This is a genomic window from Bosea sp. PAMC 26642 (assembly GCF_001562255.1).
Classification (GTDB): domain Bacteria; phylum Pseudomonadota; class Alphaproteobacteria; order Rhizobiales; family Beijerinckiaceae; genus Allobosea.
The window spans coordinates 5,396,577-5,417,054 of record NZ_CP014301.1 but is presented as its reverse complement, the minus strand read 5'-3'; the positions used below and the strand labels follow the sequence as shown (position 1 = coordinate 5,417,054).

The 20,478-nt window shown below is 66.4% G+C and carries 17 protein-coding genes; 11 read left to right on the top strand and 6 right to left on the bottom strand.

The features are described from left to right. Positions 1-415 precede the first annotated feature (415 nt). From AXW83_RS25875 to AXW83_RS25855, 5 genes are all read left to right on the top strand, one after another. Positions 416-1,378, top strand: a complete 963-nt coding sequence (locus tag AXW83_RS25875) for an enoyl-CoA hydratase-related protein (RefSeq protein ID WP_066619298.1) — start codon at positions 416-418, stop codon at positions 1,376-1,378. A 135-nt stretch (positions 1,379-1,513) separates the two neighbouring features. Continuing rightward, positions 1,514-3,856 (top strand): putative bifunctional diguanylate cyclase/phosphodiesterase, encoded by a 2,343-nt coding sequence (locus AXW83_RS25870; RefSeq protein WP_066619294.1) that lies wholly within the window; start codon positions 1,514-1,516, stop codon positions 3,854-3,856. A gap of 100 nt (positions 3,857-3,956) precedes the next feature. Further along, positions 3,957-4,778, top strand: a complete 822-nt coding sequence (locus AXW83_RS25865) for a TVP38/TMEM64 family protein (RefSeq protein WP_236841776.1) — start codon at positions 3,957-3,959, stop codon at positions 4,776-4,778. After that, positions 4,775-6,244 (top strand): dihydrolipoyl dehydrogenase family protein, encoded by a 1,470-nt coding sequence (locus AXW83_RS25860; RefSeq protein ID WP_236841775.1) that lies wholly within the window; start codon positions 4,775-4,777, stop codon positions 6,242-6,244. Before AXW83_RS25865 ends, AXW83_RS25860 begins: the two co-directional genes overlap by 4 nt. An 11-nt stretch (positions 6,245-6,255) precedes the next feature. After that, positions 6,256-7,713: a sensor histidine kinase gene (locus AXW83_RS25855; protein ID WP_066619291.1), complete on the top strand. Its 1,458-nt coding sequence runs from the start codon at positions 6,256-6,258 to the stop codon at positions 7,711-7,713. A gap of 4 nt (positions 7,714-7,717) precedes the next feature. Here the strand turns inward: AXW83_RS25855 and AXW83_RS25850 are convergent, their stop codons facing one another. After that, positions 7,718-8,347 carry a S24 family peptidase gene (locus AXW83_RS25850; protein ID WP_066619289.1) on the bottom strand — a complete coding sequence of 210 codons (630 nt, stop codon included), beginning with the start codon at positions 8,345-8,347 and terminating at the stop codon, positions 7,718-7,720. A 165-nt stretch (positions 8,348-8,512) separates the two neighbouring features. Between AXW83_RS25850 and AXW83_RS25845 the strand changes: the two genes are divergently transcribed. Together AXW83_RS25845 and AXW83_RS25840 are read left to right on the top strand one after the other, a co-directional pair. Then, positions 8,513-8,857 carry a DUF952 domain-containing protein gene (locus AXW83_RS25845; protein ID WP_066621294.1) on the top strand — a complete coding sequence of 115 codons (345 nt, stop codon included), beginning with the start codon at positions 8,513-8,515 and terminating at the stop codon, positions 8,855-8,857. Beyond that, on the top strand, positions 8,854-9,945 hold the full coding sequence (locus tag AXW83_RS25840; protein WP_066619288.1) for a quinone-dependent dihydroorotate dehydrogenase: 1,092 nt from the start codon (positions 8,854-8,856) through the stop codon (positions 9,943-9,945). The genes AXW83_RS25845 and AXW83_RS25840 overlap by 4 nt, the downstream gene beginning before the upstream one ends. On the opposite strand, the gene AXW83_RS25835 is transcribed toward AXW83_RS25840, so the two are convergent. The 3 genes from AXW83_RS25835 to AXW83_RS25825 form a co-directional block, all read right to left on the bottom strand. Next, complete coding sequence (locus tag AXW83_RS25835) at positions 9,946-10,215, bottom strand: DUF6460 domain-containing protein (protein WP_066619287.1); 270 nt, start codon at positions 10,213-10,215, stop codon at positions 9,946-9,948. It abuts the gene before it with no gap. 68 nt (positions 10,216-10,283) lie between these two features. After that, entirely contained in the window at positions 10,284-10,964 is a 681-nt protein-coding gene (locus AXW83_RS25830; protein ID WP_066619282.1) for a response regulator, read from the bottom strand. Between the two features lie 119 nt (positions 10,965-11,083). Beyond that, positions 11,084-12,718 carry a cisplatin damage response ATP-dependent DNA ligase gene (locus AXW83_RS25825; RefSeq protein WP_066619279.1) on the bottom strand — a complete coding sequence of 545 codons (1,635 nt, stop codon included), beginning with the start codon at positions 12,716-12,718 and terminating at the stop codon, positions 11,084-11,086. A 122-nt stretch (positions 12,719-12,840) separates the two neighbouring features. On the opposite strand from AXW83_RS25825, the gene AXW83_RS25820 reads away from it, so the two are divergent. Further along, positions 12,841-13,608, top strand: a complete 768-nt coding sequence (locus tag AXW83_RS25820; protein ID WP_066619276.1) for an SGNH/GDSL hydrolase family protein — start codon at positions 12,841-12,843, stop codon at positions 13,606-13,608. Between the two features lie 7 nt (positions 13,609-13,615). On the opposite strand, the gene AXW83_RS25815 is transcribed toward AXW83_RS25820, so the two are convergent. After that, entirely contained in the window at positions 13,616-14,677 is a 1,062-nt protein-coding gene (locus AXW83_RS25815; RefSeq protein ID WP_066619270.1) for a ligase-associated DNA damage response exonuclease, read from the bottom strand. Positions 14,678-14,700: 23 nt separating this feature from the next. On the opposite strand from AXW83_RS25815, the gene AXW83_RS25810 reads away from it, so the two are divergent. After that, positions 14,701-15,660, top strand: a complete 960-nt coding sequence (locus AXW83_RS25810) for a class I SAM-dependent DNA methyltransferase (protein WP_066619267.1) — start codon at positions 14,701-14,703, stop codon at positions 15,658-15,660. A gap of 139 nt (positions 15,661-15,799) precedes the next feature. On the opposite strand, the gene AXW83_RS25805 is transcribed toward AXW83_RS25810, so the two are convergent. After that, positions 15,800-16,858: a hypothetical protein gene (locus tag AXW83_RS25805; RefSeq protein WP_236841774.1), complete on the bottom strand. Its 1,059-nt coding sequence runs from the start codon at positions 16,856-16,858 to the stop codon at positions 15,800-15,802. A gap of 373 nt (positions 16,859-17,231) precedes the next feature. Here AXW83_RS25805 and AXW83_RS25800 point away from each other — a divergent pair, with 373 nt between their 5' ends. Continuing rightward, on the top strand, positions 17,232-19,718 hold the full coding sequence (locus AXW83_RS25800; RefSeq protein ID WP_066621286.1) for a ligase-associated DNA damage response DEXH box helicase: 2,487 nt from the start codon (positions 17,232-17,234) through the stop codon (positions 19,716-19,718). A gap of 41 nt (positions 19,719-19,759) precedes the next feature. Further along, positions 19,760-20,422 carry a ligase-associated DNA damage response endonuclease PdeM gene (pdeM, locus tag AXW83_RS25795; protein ID WP_066621283.1) on the top strand — a complete coding sequence of 221 codons (663 nt, stop codon included), beginning with the start codon at positions 19,760-19,762 and terminating at the stop codon, positions 20,420-20,422. Positions 20,423-20,478: the final 56 nt, after the last annotated feature.

Genomic DNA, 20,478 nt, shown 5'->3' with positions numbered 1-20,478 from the left:
GCGCCGCGCGGCGGTTTGGACAAGCGGGCGGTCCGCGGCTCCGCATTGTGCCGCTTTGCGCCGGAGCGTTGTTCCTCGACGGCACAGGCCGTGGCGATTCTCGAAATCCCCAGAGAGCAGTCAGTGCCATCCAGACCAAACGCCGTGAAAGCACACTCCTGAAAGGAAATTATCCTACGTTTGGCTCTCTGACCACCGGTCTCGTCTCTTTTCGCCAGACGGCCTCGTCTCGCACGCCCTTTGCTTTGATCGCCTGCCTGCTTCTTCCGGTCGGCTCCAGACCCGCTCTATCGCATTGACGTTAGGGAATTTAAGTTAATGGAATTAACCATTTCCATCTGTTTTCGTTTACAGACCATTAACTTTGCCTAATTTGACGACGCGTTCCCGAGACGCGGCGACATTGGTGTGCGGCATGTTCCATTCTCTCGCTTCGATTGCAGAGCAGACGTCTCCGACCGCGCTCGAATCATGCGAGGTGATCGACGCGATCCGGCATGAGGCGGGCTTCCTGCCGGAGGTGCAGTTGGCCTATGAGCCGGAGATCAAGATCCTGTGGGTCACGATCAAACCGGAACTGAAGCCCGTCTTCACGCTCCAGTTGTTGGACAGTCTCGGCAAGATCCAGCTTGCGATCTTCGCGCTGTGGGGTGCACCGGACCAGTATCAGCGCGCGCCGGTGCGGTTCCTCGCCTTTCGCGGCACCGGGCCGTTCTTCACGCTCGGCGGGGATCTCGACTTCTATCTGGATTGCCTGGCCAAGAACGACCGCGCGGCCCTGGCCGAATATGCGCGGCTTTCCACCGAAGGCGCCGTCTGGAACGCGAGCGGACTGAACGGGCTCGTGATCACGATGTCGACCATCCACGCCAAGGCGATCGGCGGTGGCATCGACGCGCCACGCTCCTGCAACATCATGATCGCCGAGGAGCAGGCCTCGTTCGTCTATCCGGAAATCAAGTTCAACCATTTCCCGATCACGGCTGTCGCGGTTCTGTCGCGGCGCATGGGGGCCCGCGCGGCCGAGCAGATGCTGCTGTCGGGCGAGGAGATGAGCGCGCAGCAGTTCATGGATGCGGGCGGGCTGGAAGCGGTCGTCCCTGCCGGCGAAGGCGAAAACTGGATCCGTCGATACGCCAGCGAATCGCTGCCCGTGCACGCCGCCAAAACCGCGCTGTTTTCGGCCTTCAACCGCCGGGCCGGCGATCTGAGAGACGAACTCGACTATCTCGGCCAGATCTGGACGGACTGCATGCTGCGTCTGAACCCGAGCGCGATCTCCAAGCTGCAGCGCATCGCCCAGACGCAGGACCGGATGCTGGCGCGGATTTACCAGCGCTCCGCCGCACCGAAGGTAGACGGTATGCGGGTGAACTGACTCCGGGGTTCTCCCGCCTTCGAATAGCCTCCCTGATGACGAAACATTTACCTCTCCGGCCTTAATACATTTGAATCACACGGGTTCCGGCGCGAAGCGTCGATCTTCCCGTGTGCCGGCAGAGGACAGGACTGGATGGCAGGCGCTCTCAAAAGGGTGTTCAAGGCGCAGGCTGGCCATCCGGATGAAGGCTTCGACCTTCCCGGATACCGGCTGCTCGTCAGCTCGCTCTTTTCGTCGCCTGCCTCGATCGTGCCCGGCGGCGTCGCCGGCATCCTGACGCCCTATCTGTGCTGGCTCTCGACAGGCATGAGCCTGTTCATGACGCTGACCATCCTGGTCTCGCTGGTGGTCGCGCTGCGGATCATGACGGTGATCGCCTATCGCAGGCGCGATCATGCGGATGACAGCTTCCTCGTCACCAAGCGCTGGGACCGCGAATACTTCCTCGGCGCTACCGTATTCAGCATCGTGCTCGGATACAGCTGCTACCTCGCGCTGGCGCTGACCGACGACGCGGCTGCGCATATCACATCGGTCGCATCGACCATCGCACTGGCCTCGGGCTACGTCTCGCGCAATGCCGGCCGGCCGAAGTTCGTTGCCGTGCAGTTGATGGCCTTCTGCATCCCGATGGCCTTCGGACTGATCGAGGCCCATAACGTCTACTATCAGTATATCGGCTATTTCGCGTTCCTGTACGTCGCGGCCAACATCGCGATCACCAACTCGCTTCATCGCAACCTGCTGGCGCTGAGCGATGCGACGAAGCAGTCCAAGGCCTTGGCCTCGGCGCTGCACTCGCAGAACCTGACGCTGGATGCCGCTCTCAACACCATGATCCATGGGCTGGCGATGTTCGACCGCAACCTCAAGCTGGCGGTCAGCAATGCGCCCCATCATGCGCTTTACGGCGTCCCCGAGACGCTGGCGCTGCCGGGGACGCCGTTGACTGCTATCGTCCGGTTCCTGATCGAACGGCAGATCATCGATGCCGAGCAGGTCCGCGAGGTCAGGATCGCATTGGCCGGGGTGCTCGAAACGCAGCAGGCCGTCAGCCGCGAGTTGCAGACCCGAGGCGGACGGGTGCTGGTGATCACGATCGCACCTGCCGCGGAGGGCGGCGTGCTGATGCTGACCGAGGATGCGACCGAGCGGAAGGCGACGGAGGCGCGCATCGAGCAGATGGCGCGCTTCGACGAACTGACGGGGCTCGCGAACCGGTTCGAATTCAATGCCTATATCAGCGAATCCTTCGGGCGGCTGGAGCGGACGGGCGAGGCATTCGCCCTTCTCTATGTCGATCTCGACGGGTTCAAGCAGGTCAATGACAGCCTGGGCCATGATATCGGCGATCGCGTCCTGACCGATACGGCGAACCGGCTGCGGGGCGTCCTGCGTGCCGGCGACCTCCTGGCACGGTTCGGCGGCGATGAATTCCTGCTGATCCTGCCCTCGACCGATCACGCCACCGTCACGACGATCGCGCAACGCATGATCGACGCGATGGGGCGGTCCTTCCAGATCGACACCAAGACCGTGTATGTGACGGCGAGCGTCGGCATCGCCATGGCCCCCCATGACGGGGCGACCCCGGCGGACCTGCTGCGCCATGCCGACACCGCGCTCTACAAGGCCAAGGCGGCCGGCCGCAACACGCTGATGTTCTTCAATCCGGAAATGGCCGAAGAAATGCTCGACCGGCACGAGATCGAGGTCGATCTGCGCCAGGCCTCCGAGAACAGCGAGCTCGAACTCTATTATCAGCCGATCATCGACCTGAAGACGCAGGAGATCGTGACGCGCGAGGCGCTGATGCGCTGGCGTCACCCGACACGCGGCATGGTGCCGCCCGGCATCTTCATTCCCATCGCCGAGCAATCGGGCCTGATCGCCTCGATGGGCGACTGGGCGATCCGCCAGGCTTGCAAGGATGCCGCGGCCTGGCCGAATGGCGTCGGCGTGTCGGTCAACATCTCGCCGCTGCAGTTCCGCGAGCCGCAGCGCATCGTCGAGACGGTGAAGCAGTCGCTGATCGCCTCCCGGCTCGAATCGGACCGGCTGACGCTCGAGGTCACCGAATCGCTGCTGATCGAGGACAACAAGCTGACGCTCGCCGTCATCGACGACCTGCGCGCACTGGGCGTGAAATTTGCCCTCGACGATTTCGGCACGGGCTATTCGTCCCTGTCTTATCTCTCGACCTACCCCTTCGCCCAGGTGAAGATCGACCAGAGCTTCGCCCGGAACGTTCATTGCAACGAAGCCTCGAAGGCGATCATCGAGGCGGTCTGCCAGCTCGCGAGGCGGCTTTCGATGACGGTCGTCGTCGAAGGCATCGAGACCGAGCAGCAGCGGGTCGCGGTCCAGTTGCTCGGCGCGCAGCGGGCGCAAGGCTATCTGTTCGGCCGCCCCGAACCGATGTCGCAGTTCCATCCCAAGCGGATCACGCGCGCAAAGAGCCGAAACGTCGCCTGATCCGGCGAAACCGCTCACGAGGTGGTGACGAGGCGGTGCCAGCGCCTGTCCCTGCGCTTAGGTTCGCGTCACTTGCCCCGGGCATGGAATGACGCGTCTGATGAACGAGCCGATGACTGCCGACGACGGAACGACACCAGATGGCGGGCCGGAGCGGCCGGCCTGGAGGCGCTTCCTGCCGCTCGGCCTGCTCGCGCTCGCCATGGCAAGCGCTTATGCTGCAGGCCTCCATCGCCATCTCAGCCTCGATGCCGTGGTGCAGCACAGGGAGGCACTGAAGCAGTATGTCGAAGCCAACCGGACGCTGGCGCTGCTCTCCTTCGCCGGAGTCTACGCAGCCGCCGTGGCGCTGTCCTTTCCGGGCGCCGCCCTGCTGACGCTGCTCGGCGGCTTCCTGTTCGGCGGCGTGCTCGGCGGCATCGTCGCCGTCTTCGCCGCCACGCTCGGCGCCCTGGCCGTCTTCGTGGTCGCACGGTCGGCCTTGGGAGAAAGTCTCCAGCGCAAGGCCGGGCCAAAGCTCGGTCGTATTCTCGAAGGCTTCAAGACCGATGCGGCCTCCTATCTTCTCTTCCTGCGGCTCGTGCCGGCCTTTCCGTTCTGGCTGGTCAACCTCGCCGCCGCGGCCGGCGGCGTCGCGCTGCCTGTCTTCGCCTGGACGACGCTGGTCGGCATCATTCCGGGCACCTTCGCATTTTCGGTCGCGGGCGCGGGCTTCGATTCGGTGATCGCCGCGCAGCAGGCCGCGCGCAGTGCCTGTCTGGCTGCGGGCCGCGGTTATTGCGGGCATGGGCTCAACCTCAGGGCGATCCTGACGCCGCAGCTTCTGATCGCTTTCGCGCTTCTGGGCTGCATGGCCTTGATTCCGGCGATCTGGCGACGCATCAGCAAGCGTGGCGGAGCGGGTCAGGGAGGCACAGCGTGAGCGAAGCTGGAACGGCGGCTTCCGCGAAGGCGGCGCTGACGCCGGATATCTGCGTGATCGGCGCCGGTTCAGCCGGGCTGTCGGTCGCAGCGGCCGCTGCGATGTTCGGGGTGCCGGTCGTGCTCGTCGAACGCGACAGGATGGGCGGCGACTGCCTGAATGTCGGCTGCGTTCCCTCCAAGGCGCTGATCGCGGCCGGCGCTCGGGCGCAGGCGATCCGGGATTGCATTCCGTTCGGGATCTCCGCCGGCGAGCCAGTCGTGAATTTCGGCCAGGTTCACGCCCATGTGCATCGCGTCATCGCGGCGATCGCGCCCAATGACTCCGTCGAGCGCTTCACCGCCCTGGGCGTCAACGTGATCAAGGGCGAGGCGCGCTTCGTCAGCCGCAGCACCCTCATGGTCGGCGATCAGGCGATCAGGCCGCGCCGCATCGTGATCGCAACCGGATCGAGACCTGCGGCACCGCCGATCCCGGGGCTGGATCAGCTTCCCTTCCTGACCAATGAGAGTGTGTTCACGCCGAAGACGCTGCCCGAGCGTCTGCTGGTGCTGGGCGGCGGGCCGATCGGCGTCGAACTCGCCCAGGCGATGGCGCGACTCGGCAGTAGGGTGACGATCATCGAGGCGCGTGACCTGCTGTCGCGCGACGATCCCGAGGCCGCGGGCATCGTCCGGCGGGCTTTGCTGCGCGAGGGTGTCATCCTGCTCGAACAGGCCGAGGTGCTGCGTGCCGAAGGCATTCGCGGCGGCATCCGCCTCGTCCTGGCGGCGACGGCCGCAAACCCTGAAGGGACGGTCGAGGGCACGCACCTTCTGGTCGCGACCGGGCGCAGGCCGAATATCGAGGGGCTCGATCTCGAACTCGCCGGGATTTCCAGCGACGCCAGGGGCGTGATCGTTGACAAGGGCCTGCGTACCGCCAACCGCCGGGTCTTTGCGATCGGCGATTGTGCCGGCGGCGCGGCGGGCGGACTGCAGTTCACCCATGTCGCGAATTATCACGCAGGTCTCGTGGTGCGCAGCGCGCTGTTCCGGTTGCCGGTAAAGGTCGCGACGCCGGCAATCCCGCGCGTGACCTATTGCGATCCCGAACTCGCCAGCGTCGGCCTGTCCGAGACAGAGGCGCGCAAGGCGTCAGGCGAAATCAGGGTGCTACGCTGGCCCTATTCCGAGAACGACCGGGCGCAGGCCGAACGCGAGACGGAAGGCTTCGTCAAGCTCGTCACGGATAAGAAAGGTCGCATCCTCGGCGTCACCATCGTCGGGGCACGAGCGGGCGACCTGATCCTGCCCTGGTGCATGGCCGTTCAGAAGAAGATGGCGGTCAAGGACATGGCCGGGCTGGTGTTCCCCTATCCGACGCTCTCGGAAGTCTCGAAGCGCGCGGCCGTCTCCTTCTACGCGCCGCTGACGGCCAAACCGGGCATTCGCCGGCTGATCGGCTTTCTGCGCCGCTTCGGCTAGACTGCGAAAAGATGCAGCAACAGGACCTCGACACCAAGGCGCTCTCCGTCAGCGTTCCGCGCGGCCTGACCAGGCTTGGCCTCTCCGCCAAGCTGCTGGTGCTGACCGTGCTGTTCGTGATGCTGGCCGAAGTCCTGATCTACCTCCCGTCGGTGGCGAATTTCCGCCGCAACTGGCTGAACGACCGGCTGGCGGCTGCGCAGATCGCCGTGCTCGTCCTGGAAGGCGCGCCCGAGGAGCGCCTGCCGGAAGACAGCGAGAGCCGCCTGCTGACCGGCGTTGGCGCGCGCGCGATCGCGGCCCGCGTCGGGGGTGCGCGCCGCCTGCTCAGCCTCGATTCGATGCCGCCCGAAGTGGTGCGCACCGTCGATCTGCGAGACAAGAACTGGATCGTCGCAATCAAGGAGGCGGTCGAGGTTCTCGTCGCCCCGGCGCATAACATGCCGATTCGCGTCATCGGCCAGGCCACGGGTGGGGCGGATTTCGTCGAGATGGTGCTCGACGAGGCGCCGCTGCGGCGGGCGATGCTGGTGTTTTCACGCAACATCCTGCTGCTCTCGCTGGTGATCTCGGGATTGACGGCGGTCGCGGTCTATCTCGCGCTGAACTGGATGATCGTCGGGCCGATCCGGCGGCTCGCCGCCAATGTGATGGAATTCGAATTCGAACCGGAGAATCCGCGCCGGATCATCGAGCCGAGCCAGCGTGCCGACGAGATCGGCGAGGCGGAGCGGGCGCTGGCGCGGATGCAGATGACGCTTGCCGGCGAGTTGCGCACCAAGAAGCATCTCGCCGAACTCGGTCTCGCGGTCAGCAAGATCAATCACGATCTGCGCAACATGCTGGCGGCGGCGCAGCTGATGTCCGACCGGCTGGTCGATACGCGCGACGCCAAGATCAAGCGCTTCGCGCCCCGCCTGATCGCGACGCTCGGCCGCGCCATCGATTTCTGCCAGGCGACTTTGGCCTATGGCCGCGCGGCGGAGGCCGATCCGGTGTTGCGCGACGTCGCCCTGCGCCAGCTCGTCGCGGAGCAGGCCGAACTGCTCGGCCTGCCGGAGAACAAGCAGGTCGGCTTTGCCAACGAGGTTCCCGCCGAGCTGCTCGCACCCTGCGACCCCGAGCAGATGGCGCGCGTGCTGCTCAACCTGATGCGCAACTCGGTGCAGGCGCTGACCCAGGCCGGCGCGGAGGGTGGCAGCCGGCCGACGCTGGAGATCAAGGCGCAGCGTCTCGACGGTGTGGTGCTGCTGCGCGTCGCCGATAACGGTCCCGGCGTGCCGGAGCGGGCGCGGGCGAACCTGTTCCAGGCGTTTCGCGGTTCGGTCAGCCCCGGCGGGACCGGGCTGGGCCTCGCCATCGCGGCCGAGTTGGTGCGCCTGCATGGCGGCACGATCGAACTCGAACCCTCGGCGGTGGGTGCGGTGTTCAAGGTAACACTGCCGACGCGGCGGCAGTTGGGGAATTGAGACGCTACTGACTCGCCCAGATCACCCGCGCCATGAAGGCGATGTCGGTGAGGTTCAGCACCCGCTCGGGATGCTCGGGGTTGAGCGAGGCGAGTTCCACCGTTCGGGCCGTCTGGCGCCTGAGCTGCTTGGCCAGGACCTCGCCCTCGGTCGTCTTGACCACGACCCGGTCGCCTCGCCGGACCGTCGCGGTGGGAGAGACGATGATGGTGTCGCCGTCGCGATAGAGCGGCAGCATCGAGTCTCCTGCGATCTCCAGCGCATAGGCCTTCTCGTCGGCGACGCCGGGAAAGGCGACCTCCTCCCAGCCCGTGCCGACGGGGAAGCCGCCATCGTCGAAGAAGCCGCCCGAGCCCGCCTGGGCGAAGCCGATCAGCGGGATCGTGCGCGAGGGTGCCGGGCCACGCCGCATCACCACCGCCATGAACTCGTCGAGCGAAGCGCCGGTCGCCTGCAGGATCTTGGCGATCGATTCGGTCGAGGGCCAGCGCTCGCGCCCGTCGGGACCTATCCGCTTGGAGCGGTTGAAGGTGGTCGCGTCGAGGCCCGCCTTGCGGGCAAGCCCCGAGGCGGTAAAGCCGTAGCGCTGGGCGAGCGCGTCGATGGCGGTCCAGATCTGGTCATGGGACAGCACCGGAGAGGCCTCGTTCCTGATGTTGCCATTCGGCGGGGATAAAATAGGAAATATCGCCTATTCGATAAGACTTCAATCTGTTTTTCGCCATGACGGGGATAAAATTTGCTCAAGCCTCCTGACAGCCGCTATGTCGTGGCGCATCCAGAACCGCCGAGGCCCGCCTTGCCGCTCATCTACAAGATCTGTCCCGAAGCGCTCTGGCGCGAGGCCGAGGCTACCGGTCGTTTCGAGGGGGCGCCGGTCGATCTCGCTGACGGCTACATCCATTTCTCGACCGGCGGGCAGGTCCGCGAAACTGCGGCGCGGCACTTCGCCGGGAAGCGTAACCTGCTGCTGATCGCGATCGACGATGCCCGGCTTGGGCACGCCCTGCGCTATGAGCCGTCCCGCGGCGGCGCGTTGTTTCCCCATCTCTACGCCTCGCTCGATCCAAAGGCCGCACGCTGGATCGCGCCGCTGCGACATGCTCGCGACGGCACGCATCTCGTTCCGGAGGACGTGGCATGATCGGCGCCCTGTTTGGTCTCGCACGGCCTCTGATCCACAAGCTCGACGCCGAGACGGCGCATAGACTCAGCGTGGCGGCGCTGGCCGCCGCGCCGCGTCTGAAACCGGCCGCCGAGGACCCGGTGCTGGCGACCGAGGCTTTCGGGCTGTCCTTTTCAAATCCCGTCGGCCTCGCCGCCGGCTTCGACAAGCACGCCGAGGCGATCGATGGAGCGCTCGGGCTCGGCTTCGGCTTCGTCGAGGTCGGTGGAGTGACGCCCCTGCCGCAGCCGGGCAATGCGCGCCCGCGCGTCTTCCGGCTGGTCGAGGACGAGGCGGTGATCAACCGCTACGGCCTCAACAGCGACGGCATGACGGTGGTGGCGCAGCGGCTGGCGGCGCGGCGGCGGAATGGCGGGATCGTCGGCGTCAATCTCGGGGCCAACAAGGAGTCGGCCGACCGGGCGCAGGACTATGCCGTGCTGGTGCGGTACCTGGCGCCACATTCCGATTTCCTGACCGTGAACGTGTCCTCGCCGAATACGCCGGGCCTCCGTGACCTGCAGGCGGAAGCGGCGCTCGACGACCTGATCGCACGCGCAGTCGCAGCACGCGACGAGGTGCGGCCGCCGTCCGGCAAGGCGACGCCGCTTCTGCTCAAGATCGCACCCGACCTGACCCTGCCCGAACTCGACGGGATGGTCGGCGTGGCCCGCAGGCGCGGCATCGACGGGATGATCGTGTCCAACACCACCGTCGCGCGCCCGGAAAGTCTGCGTGCCGCAGCGAAAGCCGAGACGGGAGGGTTGTCCGGCCGACCTCTCTTCGAGCCCTCGACCCGGCTGCTTGCTGAGACCTTCGTGCGCGTCGAGCGGCAGTTCCCGCTGATCGGCGTCGGCGGCATCGACTCGGCTGCAACCGCCTTCGCCAAGATCAGGGCGGGCGCCGATCTCGTGCAGTTCTATTCGGCGATGGTCTACCACGGGCCGGGGCTGGCGAAGACGATCAAGGCCGGGCTGGCGACCGAGGCACGCAAGGCGGGCCTCGGACGGCTCAGCGCGCTGGTCGGGCGCGATGCGCGCGAGATCGCGCGGGGCGGAGGATTGTAGCTATCGCCGCGCGGCGAACAGGCGCGACAAAAGCCAGAGCGGCACCACGATCAGCGCGCCGGCGATGACCCATTGGCCGACCTCGCGCACCGCCCCGAAGCCGAGATTGCCGAGCGAGCGGAAGAAATGGATCACCCCGTCGTAGAGCGCCTGCGGCGAGAGGCCGAGGAAGGCCATGGCCGCGCCGACCAGAAGCGAAACGAAGATCAGCCGGACCAGAACGCCGAGCGGCGAACCGCCGAGAAAGCGTTCGAAAGTACCATTGGCCATTGAATCAAGTTCCCCAGCGAGAATTTCATTAAAGAGCGCGGCGCTTGAACCGGGGCTGAACGACGGCTTCACACCGTTGCGGAGGCGCCCGTCGTCGCCCAGGCGGTGCCGGCGATCTTGGAGGCGGCTATCACGGCCTGGGTGCGGCTGTCGACATTGAGCTTGGTCAGGATGGCCGAGACATGCGCCTTCACGGTCGCCTCCGAGACGCCGAGTTCATAGGCGATCTGCTTGTTGAGCAGCCCTTCCGACAGCATCATCAGGACGCGGACCTGCTGGGGCGTCAAGGTCGAGAGGCGGCGGACCATGTCGGCGACCTCGGCATCGACGGGAGACGACAGATCGACGCCGGGCGGCGTCCAGACGCTGCCGTCCAGCACGGCTCGGATCGCCTCGCCCATCTGCTCAACCTCGGCGGTCTTGGGCAGGAAGCCGAGCGCACCGAACTCGATGCAGCGCCGAATCACCGCCGGATCGTCATTGGCAGAGACCACGATGACCGGCACCTCGGGGTGGTCGGCCCGCAAAAAAAGCAGCCCCGAAAAACCCTGCACGCCCGGCATGGTCAGGTCGAGCAGGACGAGATCCGCATCGGCGCCCTGCGACAGCGCCTCGGTTAGCGCCTCCAGCGAGCCGACCTCGCGGATATCGGCGCCTTCGAGCGCCGTGCCGACAGCCTGTTTCAACGCGCCCCGGAACAGCGGGTGATCGTCCGCGATGACGATTCGCGTGATCGGTTGCCATGCCATGAAGCTCTCCGTCCCGCTTTTTCGATCTCAAGGGCCGTCGGCACCGCCTCGGGTCGTCCTGATGTGAAGCGCGGAGGCAACGCTGCTGTCAATGGCCGAGCACCTCCTTATCAGGCCAATCACGCTCCCGCCGGCAGCAGCTGTTCCAGCGCCTCGATGCGGTCGGCCTCGGCGGGCGGCTTGTCCCAGCGGATGCGGCTGATGCGGGGGAAGCGCATGGCCAGCCCCGATTTATGCCGGGTCGAGCGCTGCAGGCCCTCGAAGGCAACCTCGAAGACGAGGCCGCTTTCGACTGTATGCGTCACCTCGCGGACCGGACCGAAGCGGTTTTGCGTGTTCTTGCGGACATAGCGGTCGATCTCGACCAGTTCCTCGTCGGTGAAGCCGAAATAGGCTTTTCCGACGGGCACGAGTTCGTCGCCGCCCTCAGCCTTTCGCCAGACGCCGAAGGTATAGTCGGAATAGAAGGAGGAGCGTTTGCCGTGGCCACGCTGGGCATACATCAGCACGCAGTCGATAAGGCGCGCCTGCCGCTTCCACTTCCACCAGTAGCCCTTGGGCCGGCCGGGCAGATAAGCCGAGTCGCGGCGCTTGATCATGCAGCCCTCGACGGCCTCGGCATCGTCGCCGGCACCAGCCGAAGCCGGATCGGCGCGGGCGGCGGCGAGGTCGTCCCAGTTGACGAAGGGGATGATGGGGGAGAGATCGAAGCGATCGCTGCCGAGCCGCTCCAGGAAAGCCTCGAGCCGGACGCGGCGCTCGTCCAAGGGAAGACTGCGGATGTCCTGCTCTCCGTCGACGAGCAGGTCGTAGACGCGGATATGGGCCGGGAACTCCGACAGCATCTTCGATGTCACGGTCTTGCGGTTCAGGCGCTGCTGCAGCGTGTTGAAGCTCTGGACGGCGGTCTCGCGCATCACCAGCAATTCGCCGTCGAGCGCGCCGTCCTGCGTCATCGCCTCGACGAGATCGGGAAAGGCTCCGGCGATGTCCTCGCCGGTGCGGGAATAGAGCCGCGTCAGCCGCGTACCGTCGGGGCGCGTTCCGCTCACCGCCTGGACGCGGATGCCGTCCCATTTCCATTCGGCGCTGAAATCGCCGGGTGCGAGCTTGTCGAAATCGGCATCCTCCAAAGGATGCGACAGCATGACGGGCCGGAACGGAGCGGGGTCGGTCGCTTCCGGGCGCGGTCCTCTGCCTTCCAGCCAGGCGAACAGCGTCGCATAGGGCGGCTCAAGCCCGTGCCAGACCTGCTCCACCTCATCTGCGGGTATGCCGCCGAGACTTGCAGCCGCCGTTTTGGCGAGGCGGGCCGAGACACCGATGCGCAAGGATCCAGTGATGAGCTTCAGCAGCGCCCAGCGCCCGGTCTCGTCGAGCGCGTCGAGCCATGAGGCGATCAGGCGCGGGAGTTCGGTCTTGCCGACGGAGCGCAGGCCGGCGACGACATCGGGCAGATGGGGAACGGCGTTGGCGCCGTGCCTGGCCGGCCACATCAGCGCGACCGTCTCCGAGAGATCGCCGACATAGTCGTAGGACAGCGCAAACAGCACCGGGTCGGTGCGCTCGGCGATCAGCGCGCGGATCAATCCGGACTTCGCATTCTGGAAGACGAGCCCGCCGGTCATCGCCGCCAGCGCCAGCCCGCGATCGGGATCGGGCGTGGTGCGCAGGTAATCGGCGATCAGCGCGAGCTTCGCGTTGCGTCGCGGTTCGTAGGCGAGGCGGTCGAGCAGCCAGGCGAAGCGGTTCATTGCGGCGAGCCCCGATGATGCGGCGCGCCATGGTCTTGTCGGGAATTGCTGCACCGCATCGTTCAGGCGCCATTCATGAAGCGGAGGTTAATCGCCAGACAGTCTTCAGGAGAACGATCCCGATGCGCGCGGCCTTGCGGTTCACAGCCTTGAATCTCTTCGCAGCGCTGATGTTTTCGGGAACCGTCCAGGCGGCAGGGTTCGCCTGCCGCGAGACGCCGATCGTCCACTCCAATCTCACGCTGTCGGCCCTGACCGCCCCGCTCCCGCAAGGCCGCAAGCTTTCGATCCTTGCAATCGGGTCGTCCTCGACGGAAGGCATCGGCGCCAGCGCCCGGGACAAGACCTACCCGGCCCGGCTTCAGGCCCTGCTGGGGCAGGCATGGCCGAGGACGCCTATCGAGATCGTCAATGCCGGCATCGGCGGAGAAACCGCGCCGCAGACGCTCACCCGTCTCAAACAGGCGATGGCCGAGCGGCGCTACGACCTCGTGATCTGGCAAGTCGGCACCAACGACGCCGTGCAGGGCGGCGATCTCGACGCGTTCCGCGCCATGATCGCCGAGGGCATCGCCATGGTGAAGCAGGCCGGGCCTAGCCTCGCGATCCTCGATCCGCAGTTCTTCCCCGGCATTCGCGAGCCCGCCCGATATCGCCATTATGTCGATACGATCGCCGAGGTCGCGCGCAGCCAGTCCGTGCCGGTGTTCACGCGCTACGACGCCATGCTCGAATGGCATCGCGGCGACGCCGTCGCTTTCAAGGCCGCGCTCTCGACTGACGGCTTTCACATGAGCGATGCCGGCTACGATTGCCTGGCGCGCGACATGGCCGCCTCGCTCGTCGGCATGTCCACGGCCGCGCGCCCGGTGATGGCGCAAAGCCGCTAGCCCTGGCTCAGACCGCGGCATCGGCGTTCTCTCCTCCGGCAGGTTCGGCTTCTCCCTCGTCGCCATCATAGCCGACCAGATGCAACGGCTTGGCCTTGAGGCCAACCGTGCCGCACCAGTGCACCAGCGCCTCGGCCTCGCCATGGGTGACCCAGATCTCGCCTGCCTGAACCTCGCGGATGGTCGCCTGGAGATCGTCCCAATCGGCATGGTCCGAGATGATCAGCGGCAGTTCGACGCCCTTCTGCCGGGCGCGGGCCCTGACCCGCATCCAGCCCGACGCGAAGGCGGTGACCGGGTCGGGAAACTTGCGCGCCCACAGATCCTGGATCGCGCTGGGCGGGCAGATGACGATCTCTCCGCCGAGACTCTTGCGCTCGGCGGCGACGACCTTGCGGATATCGCCCAGCTTCGCGCCTTCCGCGATGTAGAAATCGGTCAGCTTGTCCATCGCGCCGTGGACATAGATCGGCCGCTCGTAGCCGGCCTCCCGGATCAGGGCCATGACGCGCTGCGCCTTGCCGAGCGAATAGGCGCCGACGATATGGGTGCGCTCCGGAAAGAGCCTGACGGATTCCAGCAGCTTTGCGACTTCGGCATGGGCCGGAGGATGGCGAAAGACCGGCAGGCCGAAGGTCGCCTCGGTGATGAAGATGTCGCAGGGGACAGGTTCGAAGCCGGCGCAGGTCGGATCGCGCTCGCGCTTGTAGTCGCCGGAGACGACGATGCGCAGGCCCTTGTGCTCGACCACGATCTGGGCCGATCCAAGCACATGGCCGGCCGGTACGAAGCGAAAATCGACCTCTCCGATCCGGGTCGTCTCGCCCGGCACGGCCTCCTGGCGCTCGCCCGTAAAGCCCTCGCCATAGCGCAAGGCCATGATGGCCAGCGTCTCGCGCGTCGCCAGAACGGCGCTATGACCGGCGCGGGCATGGTCGGAATGGCCGTGGGTGATGAGTGCTCTTTCCACGGGCCGCACCGGATCGATGTAAATATTTGCCGGCGGGCAGAAAAGGCCGGCCGGCGTCGGGATCAGCAGATCGGAAGGGCGCTGTCTGGCCAGGGTCATTCTCCTCAGATAGACCGACGCGCATGATCGAAAAGGGTTCCGCCACGCATTCCGCCAGTTCGGGCGATCCAACGCTGGATCGCCGCTATGCCTGGGCCGAGGCCGCGCTGAAGGATGGCGACGCGAAAGCCGCCGTCGATATCCTCGACCAGACCCTGGCGCAGGCGTACCATTTCACCGCCGCCTGGCATCTTTACGGGCTCGCCCAGGAGAAGCTCGGCCACAACGAAGAGGCTGCGACCGCCTGGCGGCAATGCCTGACGCTCGACCCCAACGACCATTTCGGCGCACGGCTCGATCTCGCCCGCATCGGCGCGATGTCGGCCGAGGAAGCGACCTCGGAGAACTTCTCCGGCGTGCTGTTCGACGGCTATGCCGAGCGCTTCGACAGCCATCTGGTCGAGGCCCTTCACTACAACGCCCCTGCCCTTCTGAAGGATGCCCTGTCCAAAATCCGTCAGGAGGCGGGAGCGCCATTTCGTTTCGAGACCGTCTACGATCTCGGCTGCGGCACCGGGCTGATGGGCGAGGCGATCCGCGAGGAGACAGGCTTCCTCGCCGGCTGCGATCTCTCGCCGCGCATGATCGAGCGGGCACGCAGCAAGCGCCGGGCGGATGACGGGCCGCTGTATGACAAGCTGGCCGTGGCGGGGCTGACGAGTTTCCTGGCAAGCCGGCCGGATGCCTCCGCCGATCTCGTGATCGCGGCGGATGTCTTCGTCTATCTCGGCGCGCTCGACGCGGTTTTTGCGCAGAGCGCGCGCGTGCTGGTGCGCGGTGGGCTGCTGGCGTTCACGGTGCAAAGCCACAAGGGCGAAGGCGTCGTGGTCGGAGCGGATCGCAGGTTTGCCCACGCAGAGGGCTGGTTGAGGCAGAGACTTCGAGAAGCGGGCATACGACCCGTACTCATGGAGCCCGCCAGCACGCGGCAGGACCGTGGCGCGGCTGTGCCAGGGCTGCTGGTTGTCGCTGAGAGGGGCTGAAGGGACAAACGAGGTCCGGAGGTTGGCCCGCCAGCCAAGCAGCCCGATACGCGCCGGCTCAGGATCTCGAGTTCCGCCTCCACACGCCGCGTCGGATGCGCCTATCTTCCGGCCAGCCGTGGAACGTTGCGCTCTTATCCTACCGCGGTGGAGCGCCGATGCCGCCGGACGCCTGCGGTCCGTGCGGATACTCCGGGCTGTGCGAATGGGTCGCCATGTCGGCGCTCGGCTGCCCCACCCGCCCCTCGGGTCCGTAGAGCGCGACGTGAAGGCCCCAATAGCCGGTTGCGAAAAGGACCAAGGCAGCAGCGAGGCCGGCGGGCACCCCCGTCAACCGACGCTTGAGCGCCGGCAGGAATTGGACATCGCGGGTATGATCGGCGGCGATCGCGATGATGATCGCCATGATCAGGGCATGACCGATCAGATCGATGCGCCCGAAGGGATAGACTGCGGCATTGAAGATGATGAAGAGCGCGAGCGCCGACAGCCGCCGCACGAGCGGGGTCCAGATCATGCCGAAGCCCATCGTGAACTCGGCCACGCCGGCCATCGGGATGAAGACGTCGCGCGGCAGCCCGAAGGTCAGAAACGGCTTCTCGACGACGAGGGGGTAGAACCAGTCCGGATAGGCGAACTTTTCCAGGCTCGACCACATCAACGCGATGGCGACACCCCAGCGCAGAACCTCGAACCGGTGTTTGCGCCACTCTGCGTTCGCCGAGGCCTCGAGAACGAGATAGGCGGCGACGCCGACACCGAGCGCGAGGTAATCGAGCAGGTGGAAGATGTCGTAGTCGCGCAAGGCCAGGAGCCAGAGGCCGATGATGCCAGCAGCGGCGACCGGGCGCGTCGCTCGCGGAATGACCAGCGCCGCGATCAGCAGCTGGGCCCACGAAACCCATTCTGCCGGTGTCTTCAGGTCCGGCGTCAGGTAGACGCCACCGACTGCGAAGATGGCCACGAAGAACGCGCCGATGACGAGGCATACGGACTCGTCGAGGTGTTGCCAGAGCGGGTCGGTGATCCGGTCCATTCCGGCGAGCACGGTCTCACCGACCGGCGATTTCTCGATGGCCCGGGTCGCCAGGAAGAAGACCAGGACGAGTGCGATGCCCGTCCAGAACCACAGATTGGTCAGGGTGGCGAGAATGGGTTGCGGCGGGGCGCCGACGATGTAGGGCGCGAACCATTTCACATGGGCCTCAGCGGGCACCGACCCGCCAGCCAGCGCAGCGAGGGCGCCTCCTGCAGCGACGCAAAGGCTGCGTCCGGGGGAAATCCTGCGGATGGCGGGTGGGAGCGAGAGGGGGCGCATGGTCACTCGCAAGTTTGGGTTAAGGACCGTTCCGCGTAGATCGCTGGCGGCTTCTGCGGAAGGTCGCCTTCAGTTCGGGATCACGTATCGCATCCTGCCGTGACGGTTTGACCGGCCGCAAGTGGTGACCTCCAATCCTGACAGAAGGACACGAAGGCTTCCCCTCATGGAGACCGAGATCGTCGATCTCAGCGGGCTGAAGCTTCTCGATTCTCCTTTCGTTCTCCCGAATCACATCCTATCTCTGGAGCGCATGGCTGCGCCCTCCTCCCTCCCCCCCGCCTTCTCCGCCTGGTTCGCCAGCCGTGGCTGGCAGGCGCGGCCGCATCAGCTCGCGCTGCTGGCAGAAGCCCGCGCCGGGCGCTCGACGCTGCTGGTCGCGCCCACCGGCGCCGGCAAGACGCTAGCCGGTTTCCTGCCCTCGCTGGTCGAGCTGACCGAGCGCGGGGCCAAACGCAACGGCCTGCACACGCTCTACATTTCGCCGCTGAAGGCGCTCGCGGTCGATATCGCCCGCAATCTGGAAATGCCGATCGCCGAGATGGGGCTGGCGATCAAGGTCGAGACCCGCACCGGCGATACCTCGGCCGCCAAGCGCACGCGCCAGATCGCGCGACCGCCCGACATCCTGCTGACGACGCCGGAACAGCTCGCGCTGCTCGTCTCCCATCGCGATGCCAAACCGTTCTTCGAGAACCTGCGCCATATCGTGCTCGACGAGTTGCACGCGCTGGTCACCTCCAAGCGCGGCGACCTGCTCTCGCTCGATTTGGCGCGGCTGCGAACGCTCGCGCCACAAGTGAGCGCGGTCGGTTTGTCTGCGACGGTGCGCGAACCTGCCGACCTGCAACGCTTCCTGGGCGGCGCGGAGACGCCCGCTGGGCTGGTTACCGTGACCGGAGGGGCTGCCGCGCGCATCGGCATCCTGCAGACGGCGACGCGGTTGCCGATGGCAGGGCACACCACTGGTCACGCGATGGCCGAGATCTATAAGGCCATAACCGCGCACAAGTTGACGCTGGTCTTCGTCAACACGCGCATGCAGGCCGAGTTCGCCTTCCAGGCGCTCTGGAGCGTCAACGACGACAATCTGCCGATCGCGCTGCATCACGGCTCGCTCGATGCCGGGCAGCGCCGCAAGGTCGAGGCCGCGATGGCGGCGGGCAAGCTCAAGGCCGTGGTCTGCACCGCGACGCTCGATCTCGGCATCGACTGGGGCGATGTCGATCTCGTCGTCAATATCGGCGCGCCCAAGGGCGCCAGCCGGCTGATGCAGCGGATCGGCCGCTCGAACCACCGCATGGACGAGCCCTCGCAGGCGCTGCTGGTGCCCTCCAACCGCTTCGAACTGCTGGAATGCCGCGCAGCGCTCGACGCGGTCGCAGAGGCAGCTCAGGACACGCCCGAGCCGAGGCTCGGCGGTCTCGACGTGCTGGCGCAGCATGTGCTGGGCGTCGCCTGCTCGGACGGCTTTCACGCCGACGCGCTCTATGACGAGATCCGCACCGCCTCGCCTTATGCAGCGCTCGACCGCGCCGATTTCGACGCGGTGGTGAACTTCGTCGCGACCGGCGGGTATGCGCTGCGCTCTTACGAGCGTTTCGCCAAGCTTCGTCAGGACAAGGCCGGACTGTGGCGCGCAAGCGATGCGAAGGTCATCCAGCAATACCGCATGAATGTCGGCACGATCGTTGAATCGACGATGCTGAAGGTTCGGCTCGGCCGGGCGCGGGGCGGCAAGGCCGGCCAGCCATCGCGGATCATGACCGGCGGGCGGGTGCTCGGCGAGGTCGAGGAGTATTTCGCCGAGACGATGACGCCCGGAGACACCTTCGTCTTCGCCGGCGAGATCCTGCGCTTCGAGGGCATCACCGGCAACGAGGCCGTTTGCTCGCGCGCCGCACCTGGCACCGACCCGAAGATTCCGTCCTATGCCGGCGGCAAGTTTCCGCTCTCGACCTTCCTGGCCGCGCGCGTCCGCGCCATGCTGGCGAACCCGAAGGAATGGAAGACGCTGCCCGACGAGGTCTCCTCCTGGCTGCAGGCGCAGCGGCTGAAATCGCGCCTGCCAAAGCCGGGCGAACTCCTGATCGAGACCTTTCCCCGGGCCGGGCGCTTCTACCTCGTCGCCTATCCGTTCGAGGGGCGGCTCGCCCACCAGACGCTGGGGATGCTGCTGACGCGGCGGCTGGAGCGGGCCCGGATGCGGCCGCTCGGCTTCGTCTGCAACGATTACGGCATCGCCTGCTGGACGCTGGGCGACATGAGCGCGGCGATCGCACGAGGAGCGCTCAGCCTCGACGATCTGTTCGCCCAGGACATGCTCGGCGACGATCTGGAGGAGTGGATGGCCGAGTCGGCCCTGATGAAGCGGACCTTCCGGCAATGCGCCGTGATCGCCGGGCTGATCGAGCGGCGCTTTCCGGGCCAGGAGAAGAACGGGCGGCAGGTCACGATGTCCACCGACCTCGTCTACGACGTGCTGCGCCGGCACGAACCGGAGCACGTGCTTCTCAAGGCCGCACGCCAGGATGCCGCCACGGGCTTGCTCGACATCAGGCGGCTTGGTCAGATGCTGACACGAATCAGCGGCCATATCGTGCACCAGCCGCTGGACAGGGTTTCGCCGCTCGGTGTTTCGGTGATGCTCGAGATCGGCCGCGAGACCGTCTATGGCGAGGCCGCCGACGAGATCCTGGCGGAAGCCGAAGCGATGCTGACGGAAGAGGCGATGGCGTGACGATTGCGGCCGCAAGGATCGAGACGGAACGGGTGGCCTTCATGCTGGGCCGGCTTGCGCTCGTGCCGGATCTGTCGGGCGCGCTCTGGCTGCCCGACGAACGCACGCTGATCGTCGCCGATCTGCATCTCGAAAAGGGCTCGGCCTATGCGGCGCGCGGCGTTTTCCTGCCTCCTTACGATTCGCGCGCGACGCTGGCTGCGTTGACCGCCGCCGTCCTGCGCCATCAGCCTGCCCGCGTGATCGCGCTCGGCGACAGTTTTCACGATCGCGGCGGACAGACCCGGCTCGATGCCGCGTGCCTTGCGGCCCTGTTCGGCCTGCAACAAGGCCGGGACTGGCTCTGGCTGACGGGAAACCACGATCCGCAGATCGCCGCCGCGCTCGGTGGCGAGAGCGCGGCGGCGATCTGCCTCGCCGGCGTGGCGCTGCGGCACGAGCCGGACGCGGATGAAAAGGGGTTCGAGATCGCCGGGCATCTCCATCCTGCCGCCAAGGTCAGGATGCGCGGGCGGGCGCTGCGCCGGCGCTGCTTTGCGCTCTCCCAGCGCCGCTGCGTAATGCCGGCGATGGGGGCCTATGCCGGCGGCCTCAACCTGCGCGACCGGGCCTTCGCGCCGCTGTTTCGCGAGGGTCTGAGCGCACATCTCATCGGCGACGGGCGGCTTTTCCGCATCGACCAGCGCCTGCTGCTCGCCGACTGAGAACTATTGCCGGTCCCGGGTTGCGTCGGCACCGGCCTTGTGGCATCAGGACGCCG

Excerpts from the sequence above, each read along its gene's own strand:
- AXW83_RS25875 (WP_066619298.1), top strand. The coding sequence starts at position 416 with ATGTTCCATTCTCTCGCTTCGATTGCAGAGCAGACGTCTCCGACCGCG.
- AXW83_RS25870 (WP_066619294.1), top strand. The coding sequence starts at position 1,514 with ATGGCAGGCGCTCTCAAAAGGGTGTTCAAGGCGCAGGCTGGCCATCCG.
- AXW83_RS25865 (WP_236841776.1), top strand. The coding sequence starts at position 3,957 with ATGAACGAGCCGATGACTGCCGACGACGGAACGACACCAGATGGCGGG.
- AXW83_RS25855 (WP_066619291.1), top strand. The coding sequence starts at position 6,256 with ATGCAGCAACAGGACCTCGACACCAAGGCGCTCTCCGTCAGCGTTCCG.
- AXW83_RS25840 (WP_066619288.1), top strand. The coding sequence starts at position 8,854 with ATGATCGGCGCCCTGTTTGGTCTCGCACGGCCTCTGATCCACAAGCTC.
- AXW83_RS25835 (WP_066619287.1), bottom strand. The coding sequence starts at position 10,215 with ATGGCCAATGGTACTTTCGAACGCTTTCTCGGCGGTTCGCCGCTCGGC.
- AXW83_RS25830 (WP_066619282.1), bottom strand. The coding sequence starts at position 10,964 with ATGGCATGGCAACCGATCACGCGAATCGTCATCGCGGACGATCACCCG.
- AXW83_RS25825 (WP_066619279.1), bottom strand. The coding sequence starts at position 12,718 with ATGAACCGCTTCGCCTGGCTGCTCGACCGCCTCGCCTACGAACCGCGA.
- AXW83_RS25820 (WP_066619276.1), top strand. The coding sequence starts at position 12,841 with ATGCGCGCGGCCTTGCGGTTCACAGCCTTGAATCTCTTCGCAGCGCTG.
- AXW83_RS25815 (WP_066619270.1), bottom strand. The coding sequence starts at position 14,677 with ATGACCCTGGCCAGACAGCGCCCTTCCGATCTGCTGATCCCGACGCCG.
- AXW83_RS25810 (WP_066619267.1), top strand. The coding sequence starts at position 14,701 with ATGATCGAAAAGGGTTCCGCCACGCATTCCGCCAGTTCGGGCGATCCA.
- AXW83_RS25800 (WP_066621286.1), top strand. The coding sequence starts at position 17,232 with ATGGCTGCGCCCTCCTCCCTCCCCCCCGCCTTCTCCGCCTGGTTCGCC.
- pdeM (WP_066621283.1), top strand. The coding sequence starts at position 19,760 with ATGCTGGGCCGGCTTGCGCTCGTGCCGGATCTGTCGGGCGCGCTCTGG.